The organism is Candidatus Magnetobacterium casense, from assembly GCF_019173545.1.
GTDB lineage: Bacteria > Nitrospirota > Thermodesulfovibrionia > Thermodesulfovibrionales > Magnetobacteriaceae > Magnetobacterium > Magnetobacterium cryptolimnobacter.
Window position 1 is genome coordinate 1 of the sequence record NZ_JABXWD010000062.1, and the last position, 12,924, is coordinate 12,924.

Here is a 12,924-nt window from a genome sequence, read left to right on the forward strand (position 1 = left end):
GGGTTGGCCCGGCAACTGAGTGCGGGTTTGCGGACGCCTTGCGCGATGCGCTGATCGAGCAGGGACACTCCGGATGGGTGGACGCACACAAGACCGCCGGGCACACGACCATGAATCCTTACGTGGTGCGGTTCCACCTTGACCCGGAAGTCCAAAACAACGGCGGCGAATGGATCGTGCAGCCGGGATCGCCACTGTGGCCGGCGTGGGTGCGCGCGATGCGCGGGCCGATGCGATTCCGGTTTCCGCTGCTCGACACCGAAGAGATTGCAAATCAGATCAGGATGGGAGGGTAAGATGAAATCCTGCGAAAATTGTGATTCGGACATCATGAACGAATATCCAGACCACGAATGCAAAAAGTGTGTTGAACGCCTTCGCGCCGAGCTGGCGGCGGCGAAGGCCGAACTCGGCAACATGAAAGAGAATATCGAGCGGGCAGTCAAACGTGAAGTTAATGCATGGACACACTTTGACGAGGAAGCCAACGAAGCATTAAAGGTAGGCGTAGAAAACAAGAAGCTCCGCGCCGAGCTGGAGGAGACGAAGAAAGAAGTAGAGCTGAAAACAGTGTGGTATGGGAATATCCCGGCAGCAAATGTACGCCTCCGCGCCGAGCTGGAGGCGCTGAAAAGATCCGCAGCCGACGCCATCATCATCGAACGCCCCGAGGATTATGCGGACGTGCACCGGGATTTACTGCTTGCCGATTTTTGCGAGACCCCGTCGGCATTCGGTGTTCGATGGTTGATCGACAGAAGCGAGGAGTGAGATGACCGACAAAAATCCCCCAGAATATGCGGTGTACTATCCCGAGGTCGAAATCCCGTATCCGTGGGAGGAGGAAATAGCCCGGCTTCGCGCCGAGCTGGAGGCGGCGAAACATGGCATCATGGAGGGCCTGAAATACACATCCGAGGCGCATGTCACAAAAGTTCTTTTGGGTGCACTGACGAGAATGGAGAGGATAGGAGGGTGAGATGACGCGCAAGATAACAGAAACGATGGAGGATATTTATCGACTGCGAAATCAACCTGTGATAGAAAATTGGCACCCCGATTACATGGACGTGGCAATTTCCGAGATCGCCCGTCTTCGCGCCGAGTTGGAGGCGTCCGAGCGAGCCAGTGATATTTTGTGGGAGAGTCTTGCAAAATCCAAATCGGATCACGAGGGCTGTGGCCTGGCAATCGTGATGCTGTCCCGCGCGTTGCGCGGAGCAATGGATCATGTTCCAGCGGACGAGGGCAGGCGTGAACAATGGGAAGCAATTCTTGGGCACTGGGGAAGGGAGGAAAAGTAACATGGGACTACTCTCACTAATCGACCGGATCGGCGCTTTCCTGGGACGCATCACCGCCGACAAACGGCAACAGGAAATCGACCGTTTGAGACGCGAAGCCGACGCCGCGTGGAAAGAGCGGATGATCCGAATCGATGACGAATTGCGGAAGCAAAAGGAGTTGCAGGATGCACAACGTGAAGCAGAAGACAAGCGCCGCCGTGCGGCTGATACTATCACTAGGGCTGATGACTTCGCAGTTATCGACGAAGCCTTGCGCGGCAGAAGATAGCCCGCCACGGCCAACGGAACAGCGGTACTTTCCGACCGGGCGCGACGTGTCAATCGATGGCACACCATACCGGTGCTTTGACGTGCAGGATTATCGCGCGCTGACATTGCTTGTCATAGACTACCAGGCGCTTTTTGACTATGCGGACTTCGTGGAAAAGCAACTGGCTAGCGAGCGCGCAAAGGGTGAGCAATGGAGACTTGCGGCTGAAGACCAGCGACAACTGGCAAACACTTTCCAGCTCGAACTAGGAAAGCAGCTAACCCCGTGGTGGGTGGCCGTAGTCACCGAAGCGGCGGCGATCCTGGTGCTCGGCGGCGCGGAGATCGCGAGGGCGGCGAAATGATAAATATACCAGACGTTCCAAATGTCAAATACGAAACACTCTATCAGAAAACGGCGGCCGGCACTTACTGTTTCGCACTAGTGGCCACAGAAGATTGCGTTAGCACCGTTATCTATTCGTACCCGCGCGGAATTGAGGGATGTACTGTAATGGGATGGAAGAAATGTTCAGATGACGCTAGTGCCGCATTCGATTATATCATATCCCTTGAAAGCCAGTTGAGAGGGTAGAAATGAATCCATACGATATTTTGGGATATTTTATAGGCGACATGATAATGTCTGCCCAATTAGATAAACTAAAGTTTCTTGCCGATTGTGGTATGATAAACAACAATTTTACAATCAATGGTGAGGTAATTGATGACACTTTGTTTTTTCATATCACCGCAACAATCAAAACGGCGCCGGAAACTGTAACCGTGACACAATCATTAGCATTTAGCTTGACACCGCGCCGGTACTTTGGTAGCGTCTGAATTGGAACACTATTATGGGCAGAAAAAATGAAATCAAAAACGGGATCTGAGCAGCTTCGTAGGATCACCTCTGCCCATAGGTGTGTTCCACCTACGGGGCTGCTCAGATCCTATTTTTGAGGCAGTCATGGGTAAACGAAAATCATTATCCCCCAAGGTGCGCTTTGAAGTATTCAAGCGCGATTCATTTAGGTGTCAATACTGTGGGAGATCCGCGAGAGACAAAATATCATGAAACGCGGCACACCTAGACACCCTAAAGTAGCCTGTCTAGCATCTACTCTAGGTATAACACAATACGCCGCCGTTGGTCTTCTCGAAATGCTTTGGCATTTCACGGCCGAATTTGCCAGGGATGGAGGTATAGGAAAATACAGCGATGATGTCATAAAGGCTGCATTGTCCTATGATGGTGATAGTACGACACTTATTAATGCACTTGCTTCATGTGGTTGGATAGACCGCTGCGACTGCCACAGATTACGAATACACGACTGGAAAGAACACGCCGATCAGACCGTTCAAAAGGTATTAGCTAAACACAATCAAACATTTGCACAATGCTATGATGGTGATAGCATCATCTTATCACCATCTAAGATGCCTTCGCCTTCGCCTTCGCCTTCGCCAATACCTTCGCCAATACCTAAAGCCCAAGAGAAAAAACCCGCGCGTGCGCGCGTAGAGTATGATCAAGACTTTAATACATTCTGGTCATCATATCCAAGACGTATAGGAAAAGACGCCGCATGGAAGGCGTGGAAGAAAGCCAGACCTCCGATAGATGACGTTCTACGCGCTATCGAATGGCAGAAGAAAACATGGGCCGACCCGCAATACATCCCGCACCCTAGCACCTACATAAATCAAGGGCGCTGGAAAGATGACCCGGAAACAAGGCAGCCTATAGGTAAAGAGACAGCGGCGCAAAAGATGGTGAGAGAACAGCGCGAATACCTATTGAAAGGCATAGCGGACGAACAACAGAAAAACAAGGCACAGGTGGAAAGTGCGTTTGCTATGTTAGGTGGTCGCCATGAATAGTCTACTCGAAACAGTCCGCAAGGTGATGTGTATTTTCAACGAAGAGTATCCGGGCAAGTTTGCGGTAACTCCGGCCCGAGAGGCGATCTGGCTAAAACTGCTAGACGGGTTTGACGTTGATTTGATTTTTGCAGCGGCGCTGCAACTGGTATCGACCCGGCCGGATTGGCCGCCCGACGTTGCTACTCTGCGTAACTTGGTGGTGACGTACGCCGGTGGGGAACTAGAAGAGCCTAGTGCTTTGGTGGCGTGGGAGCACGTCCACGAAGTGATTAACGGTGGGGATCACAAGAAGTTGACGGCGCTAGAACTTCGCGCCTTGAAGATGACCGGATCAACCTACGATTTGGCGCGGTCCGAGATGCCGGGCGCCGACCGGGCCCACTTCTTGAAGGTCTTTGCCGAACTGTTGCTCGAGCGCCGCTCCGCTCGTGGCACGTTGCCGGAGGTCAAAAATCTGGTAGAACGCCAGAAAGAAAGGCTGTTGAAAAATGGAAAATAGATGTGCAAATTGCGAGTGGTTTTGTGATGGAAAAGAAGGCGCCCAACACTGCCACAGATTTCCGCCTACAACTTCCGGGTGGCCAGTAGTCGATGCAGACGACTGGTGCGGCGAATTCTCATTGGTAGAGATAGAGTAATGCCCGCCAAGGACAAGTGGTTTGATCTCGTTTCCGCTATTTGTATAATTCTGCTTATACTGTTATTTGTGTTTCGAGCTACAGCACAATCGGAAACGTCACCAAACGCAGTAGAATCGATTGTGGACGATTTCTTTGGCGACCTATACCCCAAGCGCCGGGACACCGCGAAAACGTATTCTAGGGCCATCCTTGACGCTTCCAGGCGGTACGGGGTGGATCCTGCCCTGGTGGCTATCATAATTTGCTTTGAATCGGCTTGGAAACGACACGACGTAGGACCACTTGGTGAAAAGGGCCTGATGCAGATCAAGCCAAGACCGAACTACGATCCGCCAACGGACCCTGCGGACAACATAGAACACGGTGTCAAGTATCTAGCGGACAAGATTCGGGAATGTGGGAGCGTCCTAACGGGGCTATCGGCCTATCAATCGGGCCGGTGCACCCCTATCATCCGTCAAGCGCGTTACAGATACGCAGTCTACGAAAGGTTCAAACGCTATGGAACAATCAGAGCGGACAAAATCGGAGCGGATATGTAGGGTTTGCGGGGCTACCTTCTGGTCGTGCACTTCCCAGAAGGCCTGCGGAGACGAGTGTAAAACGAAGTGGCACAAGCGCTGGCGCGCAACGCACAAGTGGAAGCCCGTAAAGACCTGTAAATACTGCGGAATGGAGTTTATAGCCACTTCGCACAACCGAAAATATTGCAGCAACGATTGTTCAGCCGACGCGAAACGAAAGCTTTGGCTGCGTGGTCAAAAGTGCGAGTGCGGGCGGGCGGCGGTGGAGAAATTTGACGGCAAGTGGATCTGCCGCGATTGCCTGTGCCCGGAATACGACACCAGATACCACTACGTTGAACGGCACGCGTCAAACTGGGTGGGACCGGCCGCGGATATGTGGACGCAGACAGGCAGGCACCGCTATGTCTGATAGCCGCTCCCGACTACCCACAGACAGAATAGGCAAGACTCACAGCGCCAAGATAGGCAAGACAAAACTCTACATCACCACGGGTGAATACCATGACGGAACGCTAGGCGAGATATTCTTGGCGGTGGATAAACAAGGTGCAGAGTTGCGGGTCTACGATTTACTAGCCATCTCTATTAGCATCGGCCTGCAGCACGGGATCCCGGTGGCCAAGTACATCGAGCACCTGAAGGGTCAGAAAATGGAGCCGGCGGGTGTGACTAGCAATCCCGACATCCCCATCGCGCAATCCATAGGCGACTACCTGGCACGCTGGCTGGAAATCACCTACCCTGAACGCCTGCCGGTTGACGTGTTAGGCGAAGCCTAGTTCCTGAAGACCTCGAGGACGGCCCACAGCGTAGCCAGGAGCGCCCCTATGCCGGTGCCGATCTGCGTCCATAGCTTCCAGTTGGAAGTGGGCAGCGGCGGATCGGTGATCGCGGACGCTCGCGCGGCTTTACAGTTGGCACGGTGCTCGGCTATGGTAGATCGCAGCTCCTCACGCGTGCAAAGCCCTGGAAACGCCTGGTCACACTTTCCGACCAGATAGGCCAAGTCGCTGGCGACATGATTTATTTTTTCGTGTATGTCAGATAGGTCGCTCAAGTGGTGCCGCCTTTCTAGTGTCGAAGTAGGGCCATTGGAAGTCGATAGATTGTGGCCGATGCCGACGCCGAGGTAAGACCGTTATATTCCACTAATATATCCCGGCCATCAAAAGTTACTGAACACAACCAATATGTTCCGCCGACTCCTATTATATCGTTAGGAGCCATCAAAAAACTAGATGACGTTACATCCGATAGTTGTTTATCGGTGCCGGTATCTACTGCGGACAACTTTGCAGCGTCTATTTTCACAGCGGATACTTGGAAATCCGCACCAGCGTTATTTACAGATCCCGCACACCATAAATTTATCCCGTCAAATGCCATAGAATAGATGCCGGATATTATATATTCATCCCCGCCCGCAGGAGCCGCCGCAGAGTTTTGACCCGATGTGATTATATCCAGGTCTGCATCTGCGGAATTGAATGTCCGCAACATATGAGAGGTAGCCACAATGCCAGTATTATCCGCGATGCCTGCAACACATAAATTAGGTCCGAGCGCACACATGGATGATATAATAGCATCAGCCGGACCCGTCAACGCAAAACCGCCTGGATCTGAAAAGTTTGCACCACCGCAGCCGGTCGTTGGATTTGCAATTGTAGCGCTGCAAATATATCCTATATTTGTTGGAGCACCCGCATAGGCACCAAAAAATATATTTGTTCCGTCGCTACAGATCCCATAATATGCTTGCGCGCTAACGGCAGTCGGTGCATCCCCGGACGCGCTATTGTCGATACTACCGTCTGACCTATTTATGATGCTGATTGCGTCGCTTGTATCGGCAGCAATTACGACCCATGAATTCAGCGTAGCAAGATGATCCGCGTCTGCTATAATAACTTTTCCAGGCGTAATTAAACTATGATTCGCCGCGCTTGGCAGAGCCGTCCCCGTGGCAGCCCATCCCGTCTTCACGTCCCAGGTAGCTATCTCCCACGCCTGGATCTGGTATGTATCCGGGTTTGGGTTTGTGTTGGTAAAACAAACGAACGCATAGGTTCCATCTGTGCACATAGAGTATGGAAACCAAGTAGCACCGGCCGGCGCTGGAAGATCGTCAGTCAAAAGGTCGCTGGTATCGGTCAATACGCCAGTCCGCGAATTGAAGACATCAATTTTATTATGCTGATAGTCGAGTGCTAAAATAAATGGAGCACCATCGGCGTCGAAAAATGTAGCAATATCGACATAAATTTTATCATCGGCGCCGCCGTAAATTGTATTAGGCGTGTCGCACGTCAGCCCCCATGTATTCGCCGCGCTCCAAAGTTTTGTCGTTATCATCCCTTCCGGGTCCGCTGCATCTTCATAGATGCTCGACGGCCCCTCAACAGCAAGGTTGCTGCTATGCACCTCGGCCTTGTTCTGGTTGTAGTTCATATATTCCATTGTAGGCCGATCGCCACCAACCCATCCCGCTTCAACCTTGGCGCTAGACGGCGCAGGCGTTACGGTCCCAGACTCAGCCCAAATCGGATCTATTTTCCTCGGTATCGTCATAGGTCAGGCTCCCTTACGTTGTCCATAAACTCAACCTTTATCCCGGCCGGTTTGAATCCCTTGGTAACTATGTAATTCATTCGCCATTCGTCGATATCATAATAGCGATACGGGTCTATTGTCACGGTATAAGTTGTCGTGGTGTCGTCAATCTTACACCGCGCACCGGATTCGATCAGGTAGTTGAAAAGGATCTCCTGCGTCATCTTCTTGCGGTAGCTCGCCGCCTTTTGCCTTATCAGCTTGCGGTAGTCAGCATCGGACATATTTCCGGGATCGCTGATGGAATCTAGCCCGCGCGTGGTCGTCACATATCCGCCAAGGTCAACAGTAGGATCGCTATCGTCAAAAAAACCATGATGATTCCACAGGTCATCTGTCTCCCCCAAGTGGCAAAGAGTAAACACCCACTCTTCTTGACGCGGTGGGCGGTATACTCCAATCAACTGTCCAAGTAAATCAAGCTGTTCACCTTCGGCCGTGTCGATTCCGGTGTGTGACAGGATGAAAGTTTCGACGTCATTTGTATCCTGCAACGCATCGGATAGGATTGCGACAAGCGCGGTGATGTTTGGCGATTCGTCAAACTGATGGAACAGCCGGTCAAGAAATGTGGTTTCTACGTCCATTAGGTCACCGTGAGTGTTATGTCACCGGCGGCCAACGTGGCCAGCTCGTCCTTTGCGATCGTAATATTGGCCGTCCCTGCGTTCAGCGTGAAAGCCGTAACGATGACGCCCGGCACGCTGTAGATCGGCTGGTAAAGCGCCGTGTAGATGACATCATCACCGATTTTCAGGTCTTCAAAGAACGCCAAAAGGTTGTCTTCTATCTGTTGCGCACCGTCATCTGGGAAAGAACCTGTGACGGCCGTAACGTTCAACACGATGGTACATGCGATCTCAGACGCCCTGTCAAAATAGATCGTCTGCGATTGGCTCGTGGTGTCGTTGTAGACGCTATAGGACGTGCCGCCGCTCGTGGCAATGGTCAACGTTTTGTTGTTGGCGATCGCAGTCGCAACATCTTCATCGCTTCCACCGATGACGCTGACATACAGGCTATTCGCCGGGATGCCGTCCACCGTGGCCGCCGTGTCATTGTCGTAGACATAGGCCGCCGATACGCCGGTCACCGCCGTCACCGCCTCGTAAATCGACGCGCTGTCTTGATCCCCGGACGTGCTGACCGCTACAGTATGCCGCGCCTTCAGCTCTGCGTCTGTTTCGCGCACGCGCCCAGGCACGGCCGCAGTGGCGTTGGTAACAGCGGAGATCCCGTAAACTGCCGTTTTGATTGTGGTGATGGTGCCGATCGCCGCGTTGAAAGCGCCAACCTCCGTGCACGTGGCCGCTACAGTATCGCTACCGGCGGCTGTGAATACCAAGTCTTCATCCGTGGCAAAGATGACTTCCGCGCTCGTGGCGTATCTCGACCCGGCCGGCACAGTCGTTGCGACAGTGGCCGTCAAGGTCAACGTTACGGTTGAGTACGCCGCCGCGCTGCGCTCAAGGCCAATCAGTGCCACAAGATTATCGAGATAAGTTCCTGTAGCATTGGTGATGTCCTTGTCGTCATATACCGATTGGAGAATCTCATTTATCTCAGACTGTATTAGCGCCACGTTGCGCAGGATATGCCCAAGAAAACTGTCCTCGTCTGTGTTAATCGACGATCCCCATTGGGCTTCCGCTAGCGCAACGTACCTATCCAATATATCGGCGTACCTGTCAAGTACTATGCCGGTACTGTCAAAAGTGCTTGTCATAACGGTTCAATCTCCTGTGATATGTCAACGCTACCCCAGTCGGTTTCTACGATGCCCTCTATAGATACGCTGTGCGCGGTCTGTTCCCATGTGAAGGTTTGTATCTTGCGGATTCCGGTAGTACCGAGTATCCGCTTTTTAATTTCCAGTTCCTTTTCGGCGCGGCCTTTGGACATGTCAAAAATAGTCTGATACCACGCCGTGCCCATCGTATCATCGGAGTCTAGATACCATTCGCCTTTGAAGATCATCAAACGGATAAGCGCGTGCTGCGCCGCCTCGGTGCCGTCTTCTGCCCACTTGAATTTACCGTTCTCAAGAACGATGTCGTACACGCCGTTTGACGTGCGGGTTATTCTAACGTCCTTCATTGTGCCTTAACTTTCGTTTGCCCGGCCGCCGTTATTTTGCACTTGAACGTAACAGGGTAATCAGTTGGCGGTGCGCCTGGTATCTTTGGGGTGGCCGAAAATGTTTCTGTCAAGTCGTCCAATCTGGCAACCAATTTTCCTTCCGCTTTTGTCTTTGTCGCAGCCGCTACGATCTTCTTTGTGTACGGCCCAGGGTCCGGAATTGTTGCACCGGCAGCCGGTACGGTAATCGCGCTTACCGTGACAGTATCATCCTGGCGGTGTACCAACGCGGTAGCCGTTACCTTCGTTCCGGTTGGCGGGTTAACAAGTATCGTTGCGACTAGCGGAGTAACAGCCGGTATAACACTTGTCTGGTCTACCGTAACGGTCATACCCTGCACGGCCACTTCCTTAAGCGGCATTAGGCGTCCACCGTAAGGTTGCCGTTGATGCTGACTTGGCCGGTGGTCTTGTTGATAGTAATGTCACCGGCCGGGGATGCTATCTCGATCGTCCCATCGTCAAGTACGGCCATATAGGCAGTCCCAGCCCGCGTGCGCAGCTCGATCCGGTCCGTCTTCACCGAAGCTTGCAACTTGCCGTTATCCCCGTCCGTCTTCGTTGGATAGACGCCCGGAATGAAGAAGCCGTCCGACAAGTCAAAAGCCCGGTTACTTCCAGGGTCTACAATTCCGCCCTTTGTGATCCACTGTTCGAGACACCGCTCGCTGACATGGTAGGTCCCATACGACCCGGCTTGTGGCGCGACGGCCAAAAGACACTTGCCAGATCCTAACAACTGGACCGGAACGTCTTCAACCACCGGTAGCTCAATCCCCGTCCAGTTGTCAGGGTCATCGGCGCGCCGGCTCATAAGACACGGTTGAATTGATACCGTATTGGTTGCACCGTCATAGGATACGACCTTGGCAGGCAGATGCGTATGGACGCCACGCAGGATCTCCCAGACCCGCCGCGTTATCATCATCGAAACTTCGCGCACCCATGACATGACTACAACTCCAGATTCAGCCCGGCTAGGATGTCACCGTCATCGTCTATGTATTCCTGCGTCTCTAGTTCCGTTGTCCAGTCAGAAAAGTTTTCGTTGTTGCCAAAGTGGCGAACCACGGTAATCCTGTGTAGCTTGTTTTTCAGCTCGTCCGTGTTGAAGTGGATCAAGTTATCCGGCTGCAAGTGCGGCTGCATCAACAACGTGAAGTCGTACCCACGGATCTCCGTGTCTACCGCCTCAAACTCGACATAATCATCAGCGCCGCTAGCCGTGGCCCCCTTGTACAGACCCGCAACCTTGCGGACCTTGGTTTTGCGCCGCCGCTTTTTCTTCACCGGATCCTTGTAGTCTATATCGAAATTGAGCATCCGTTGGATGCGTTCAGCGTCCGTCCGGAGCGTCGATTCGGGCGCGGTCAAAAGCATGTTCGGGTCTATCGAAATCCCCTGCGGGTCGTTTGGAGCGTCAACGCTGGATATGTGCAGCACCCCGTCAAGGATGAAAGCGAACATTCCAAAGTCGTTAACGAACCGATGCAACAACAGAAACGCCGGGCCGTTGAACGATTGCGACAGGATGATATTCTGGCTCGGCAAAGTTTCAATCTGCGATGGTAGGCTGATTTCCTTGACGAAGAAATCGACTATCGCCGATACCGATGTCCCGGCCGCAAAGGTCTTCTTGTCTATGTACTTGGACCGATGGTTCAATTGCTGGCTAGTACAATGGATCGTTGTCTCATATCCCGGCCGCATATTCCGGTGGTGCACGTTGTCCACTTCGCCGCGAAATGCCAACACCAGCTCGTCAATCCCGCTAGGGGTCAGGTATATCTCCACCGGCGCCGCGTGGCTGTCCGCGTCTACCAGTTGCGCGCGCGTGGCCGCTGCCAAGTTATAGACCGTCAAGTCCGCTTCGTTCGGCTCGTCCTCGAGATCCTTGGTAATGGCGACCGACATGAACAGGTCTTTGATAGTGATCGTGTCGGTTGCCCCGAAGATCCGGACTTCCACGCGCGGGTTGACTATCTGTGCCATGAGCTACGCCGCCGGGGTGTATTCTAGGGTCCACCGAGACCCTATATCGTCATAGTTTGGATCCGCGTTGGCACCGTCGTTGTCTACTACCCAAAGCTCGCCTAGTTCATAGTATCCGTGGGAGGCTAACAGATCCTTTCCGCAGGTAAGCGCAATGCCGCACACGGCCACATCGTTCGATATGCCAAGAATATCCATGTACCATTTTTCTAGTGTGTTATTCCAGTGAAACCGAAACGTGTAGGTATTGCCATCCAACGCCTTGACGCCGCGATAGTACGGGTTGACGCGCACGTTGATCGCGATACTCATAACCCACCTACGCTTGACTCGGCCGCGTCTATCACGCCGCCATCGGTTGCGTTGGTAATTTGTGTGATCTCAACAACGGTCACGGTCGCAAAGAAAGCATCGGCGTTATCGTCAACGTCCCACTTTGGCTCGATACTCTGTATCAGCATGTTTTCGTAAAGTGCTTCATGCGTCTGGACGTCAATCAATTCCTTGTCTGTAAGGTACTTATAAAGCTTGTCCTTCTTATCCCGCCATGTCTCCGTGAACTGCGAAACGCTACCAGTCAACGCCGCGTCAATCCCGGCTTCTACAGAGAAATCCGGGTTGGCTAGGCAGATGTCAAGCACGCGCTCGACCGGCACGTCCACCGCCGCGTCGGTCGTGGCAAAGCCGGCTTCTATAGGCTTGCGCGTGATCTCCACGCTGTTACCGCCCGATAGACCGGTAAGCGCGGACACCATGACATCCCCTATCATTATCGTTTCGACAGCACCTAAAACGCCGTCCTTTATCTGGCTGGCAGCGTCCGCTATGTTGGTTGGCAGTCCCATCTATCGGCCCTTTCGCTCGCGTCTGATGCGTGCGGCTGTCTCACGATCCCGCCGCTGTGCAAGGCGGTCTACTTCACGCGCCAATTTCTTCTCATCCATATTGGCGGTCCCGGTTATGTTGAACGTGTTGCTGGTCTGCATCGTCACACCGCCACCACCGGCGCCCGCTCCGGCTAGCAGGAACTGTTGTTCAAACGCCGCCGCCTCATCATACTTGGTGCGCCCGCGTACGTCGCCCGCCGCCTGCTTCCCTTCGATCCGCAAATACTCGGCTTCATTCTGCGACAGCGCACGCTCCAGGTCCGCATCCGTTTTCCCGGCCCGAAGTAGCGACCCCTCTGGTAGCATATTCTGAAAGCGCCATACCGCGTTAGCTAGCCTGTTCAGCCCCTTTTCAGCCGTCTTGACCAGAGTATCGAAATTGAGATAGACGGCCGTGATCGCCGCCGCGATTCCAGCGATGACAGCGACGACCGGGTTGGCAAGCAGGAACGGCGCCAAAGTGACAACGAACCAAGTGGCCGCCGCTTTCAGAGCTATCAATCCGGACGTGATTTTGCCGATCGTCCAGATGACCGGACCGATCGCAGCGGCTACCAAGCCCCACTTTACGATGCTGTTTTTCTGTTCATCACTGAGAGCACCAAGCGATTTGATTATCTCATTCAGCCGCTTGACAACATCGGTGAACGCCGGAATCAGCACGCGGCCTAGTTCTCCA

Annotated in this window: 20 protein-coding genes and 2 pseudogenes; 11 read left to right on the top strand and 11 right to left on the bottom strand. The window is 53.2% G+C overall.

Annotated features, from left to right (window positions below; genetic code table 11):
• The 11 genes from HWQ67_RS05150 to HWQ67_RS05200 all read left to right on the top strand — a co-directional run.
• The coding region (locus tag HWQ67_RS05150) for a hypothetical protein (RefSeq protein WP_218251580.1) at positions 1–296 on the top strand (296 nt) is incomplete at its 5' end.
• 1 nt (position 297) lies between these two features.
• On the top strand, positions 298–771 hold the full coding sequence (locus HWQ67_RS05155) for a hypothetical protein (RefSeq protein ID WP_218251581.1): 474 nt from the start codon (positions 298–300) through the stop codon (positions 769–771).
• Position 772: 1 nt separating this feature from the next.
• Positions 773–979, top strand: coding sequence for a hypothetical protein (locus HWQ67_RS05160; protein ID WP_218251582.1), 207 nt, complete (start codon positions 773–775; stop codon positions 977–979).
• A 1-nt stretch (position 980) separates the two neighbouring features.
• The gene (locus HWQ67_RS05165) at positions 981–1,304 is read left to right on the top strand and encodes a hypothetical protein (protein ID WP_218251583.1); all 324 of its coding nucleotides are present in this window, start codon (positions 981–983) and stop codon (positions 1,302–1,304) included.
• 1 nt (position 1,305) lies between these two features.
• A complete protein-coding gene (locus tag HWQ67_RS05170) occupies positions 1,306–1,575 on the top strand; it encodes a hypothetical protein (protein WP_218251584.1) in 270 nt (89 codons plus the stop codon).
• 106 nt (positions 1,576–1,681) lie between these two features.
• Positions 1,682–1,921 carry a hypothetical protein gene (locus tag HWQ67_RS05175; RefSeq protein ID WP_218251585.1) on the top strand — a complete coding sequence of 80 codons (240 nt, stop codon included), beginning with the start codon at positions 1,682–1,684 and terminating at the stop codon, positions 1,919–1,921.
• Between the two features lie 277 nt (positions 1,922–2,198).
• Positions 2,199–2,399 (top strand): hypothetical protein, encoded by a 201-nt coding sequence (locus HWQ67_RS05180; protein ID WP_218251586.1) that lies wholly within the window; start codon positions 2,199–2,201, stop codon positions 2,397–2,399.
• A 231-nt stretch (positions 2,400–2,630) separates the two neighbouring features.
• Positions 2,631–3,443, top strand: coding sequence for a hypothetical protein (locus HWQ67_RS05185; protein WP_218251587.1), 813 nt, complete (start codon positions 2,631–2,633; stop codon positions 3,441–3,443).
• Entirely contained in the window at positions 3,436–3,945 is a 510-nt protein-coding gene (locus HWQ67_RS05190; protein WP_218251588.1) for a replicative helicase loader/inhibitor, read from the top strand. The genes HWQ67_RS05185 and HWQ67_RS05190 overlap by 8 nt, the downstream gene beginning before the upstream one ends.
• Before the next feature lie 138 nt (positions 3,946–4,083).
• Entirely contained in the window at positions 4,084–4,629 is a 546-nt protein-coding gene (locus HWQ67_RS19830) for a transglycosylase SLT domain-containing protein (RefSeq protein WP_255317126.1), read from the top strand.
• Between the two features lie 386 nt (positions 4,630–5,015).
• Complete coding sequence (locus tag HWQ67_RS05200) at positions 5,016–5,393, top strand: hypothetical protein (RefSeq protein WP_218251590.1); 378 nt, start codon at positions 5,016–5,018, stop codon at positions 5,391–5,393.
• Between the two features lie 292 nt (positions 5,394–5,685).
• Here the strand turns inward: HWQ67_RS05200 and HWQ67_RS05205 are convergent, their stop codons facing one another.
• The 11 genes and pseudogenes from HWQ67_RS05205 to HWQ67_RS05250 form a co-directional block, all read right to left on the bottom strand.
• On the bottom strand, positions 5,686–7,074 hold the full coding sequence (locus HWQ67_RS05205; protein ID WP_218251591.1) for a hypothetical protein: 1,389 nt from the start codon (positions 7,072–7,074) through the stop codon (positions 5,686–5,688).
• A 107-nt stretch (positions 7,075–7,181) separates the two neighbouring features.
• The gene (locus tag HWQ67_RS05210; RefSeq protein ID WP_218251592.1) at positions 7,182–7,814 is read right to left on the bottom strand and encodes a DUF2612 domain-containing protein; all 633 of its coding nucleotides are present in this window, start codon (positions 7,812–7,814) and stop codon (positions 7,182–7,184) included.
• Positions 7,814–8,953, bottom strand: coding sequence for a baseplate J/gp47 family protein (locus HWQ67_RS05215; protein ID WP_218251593.1), 1,140 nt, complete (start codon positions 8,951–8,953; stop codon positions 7,814–7,816). Before HWQ67_RS05215 ends, HWQ67_RS05210 begins: the two co-directional genes overlap by 1 nt.
• On the bottom strand, positions 8,950–9,324 hold the full coding sequence (locus tag HWQ67_RS05220) for a hypothetical protein (protein ID WP_218251594.1): 375 nt from the start codon (positions 9,322–9,324) through the stop codon (positions 8,950–8,952). The genes HWQ67_RS05215 and HWQ67_RS05220 overlap by 4 nt, the downstream gene beginning before the upstream one ends.
• Positions 9,321–9,728 carry a hypothetical protein gene (locus HWQ67_RS05225; RefSeq protein WP_218251595.1) on the bottom strand — a complete coding sequence of 136 codons (408 nt, stop codon included), beginning with the start codon at positions 9,726–9,728 and terminating at the stop codon, positions 9,321–9,323. Before HWQ67_RS05225 ends, HWQ67_RS05220 begins: the two co-directional genes overlap by 4 nt.
• Complete coding sequence (locus HWQ67_RS19835; protein WP_255317127.1) at positions 9,728–9,901, bottom strand: hypothetical protein; 174 nt, start codon at positions 9,899–9,901, stop codon at positions 9,728–9,730. The genes HWQ67_RS05225 and HWQ67_RS19835 overlap by 1 nt, the downstream gene beginning before the upstream one ends.
• Positions 9,902–9,949: 48 nt before the next feature.
• Positions 9,950–10,318, bottom strand: a pseudogene (locus HWQ67_RS20430) (Gp138 family membrane-puncturing spike protein); the annotation flags it as partial.
• A 2-nt stretch (positions 10,319–10,320) separates the two neighbouring features.
• Entirely contained in the window at positions 10,321–11,358 is a 1,038-nt protein-coding gene (locus HWQ67_RS05235) for a baseplate hub protein (protein ID WP_218251597.1), read from the bottom strand.
• Positions 11,359–11,361: 3 nt separating this feature from the next.
• The gene (locus HWQ67_RS05240; RefSeq protein WP_218251598.1) at positions 11,362–11,670 is read right to left on the bottom strand and encodes a phage baseplate plug family protein; all 309 of its coding nucleotides are present in this window, start codon (positions 11,668–11,670) and stop codon (positions 11,362–11,364) included.
• Positions 11,667–12,203, bottom strand: a complete 537-nt coding sequence (locus HWQ67_RS05245; protein WP_218251599.1) for a phage baseplate protein — start codon at positions 12,201–12,203, stop codon at positions 11,667–11,669. The genes HWQ67_RS05240 and HWQ67_RS05245 overlap by 4 nt, the downstream gene beginning before the upstream one ends.
• A pseudogene (locus HWQ67_RS05250) lies at positions 12,204–12,924 on the bottom strand (hypothetical protein); the annotation flags it as partial.

Coding starts and splice junctions, on each gene's coding strand:
- HWQ67_RS05170 (WP_218251584.1), top strand. CDS start 1,306: ATGGGACTACTCTCACTAATCGACCGGATCGGCGCTTTCCTGGGACGC.
- HWQ67_RS05200 (WP_218251590.1), top strand. CDS start 5,016: ATGTCTGATAGCCGCTCCCGACTACCCACAGACAGAATAGGCAAGACT.
- HWQ67_RS19830 (WP_255317126.1), top strand. CDS start 4,084: ATGCCCGCCAAGGACAAGTGGTTTGATCTCGTTTCCGCTATTTGTATA.
- HWQ67_RS05215 (WP_218251593.1), bottom strand. CDS start 8,953: ATGACAAGCACTTTTGACAGTACCGGCATAGTACTTGACAGGTACGCC.
- HWQ67_RS05210 (WP_218251592.1), bottom strand. CDS start 7,814: ATGGACGTAGAAACCACATTTCTTGACCGGCTGTTCCATCAGTTTGAC.
- HWQ67_RS05235 (WP_218251597.1), bottom strand. CDS start 11,358: ATGGCACAGATAGTCAACCCGCGCGTGGAAGTCCGGATCTTCGGGGCA.
- HWQ67_RS05190 (WP_218251588.1), top strand. CDS start 3,436: ATGAATAGTCTACTCGAAACAGTCCGCAAGGTGATGTGTATTTTCAAC.
- HWQ67_RS05245 (WP_218251599.1), bottom strand. CDS start 12,203: ATGGGACTGCCAACCAACATAGCGGACGCTGCCAGCCAGATAAAGGAC.
- HWQ67_RS05240 (WP_218251598.1), bottom strand. CDS start 11,670: ATGAGTATCGCGATCAACGTGCGCGTCAACCCGTACTATCGCGGCGTC.
- HWQ67_RS05220 (WP_218251594.1), bottom strand. CDS start 9,324: ATGAAGGACGTTAGAATAACCCGCACGTCAAACGGCGTGTACGACATC.
- HWQ67_RS05225 (WP_218251595.1), bottom strand. CDS start 9,728: ATGCCGCTTAAGGAAGTGGCCGTGCAGGGTATGACCGTTACGGTAGAC.
- HWQ67_RS05160 (WP_218251582.1), top strand. CDS start 773: ATGACCGACAAAAATCCCCCAGAATATGCGGTGTACTATCCCGAGGTC.
- HWQ67_RS05205 (WP_218251591.1), bottom strand. CDS start 7,074: ATGGAATATATGAACTACAACCAGAACAAGGCCGAGGTGCATAGCAGC.
- HWQ67_RS05165 (WP_218251583.1), top strand. CDS start 981: ATGACGCGCAAGATAACAGAAACGATGGAGGATATTTATCGACTGCGA.
- HWQ67_RS05180 (WP_218251586.1), top strand. CDS start 2,199: ATGTCTGCCCAATTAGATAAACTAAAGTTTCTTGCCGATTGTGGTATG.
- HWQ67_RS05155 (WP_218251581.1), top strand. CDS start 298: ATGAAATCCTGCGAAAATTGTGATTCGGACATCATGAACGAATATCCA.
- HWQ67_RS05185 (WP_218251587.1), top strand. CDS start 2,631: ATGAAACGCGGCACACCTAGACACCCTAAAGTAGCCTGTCTAGCATCT.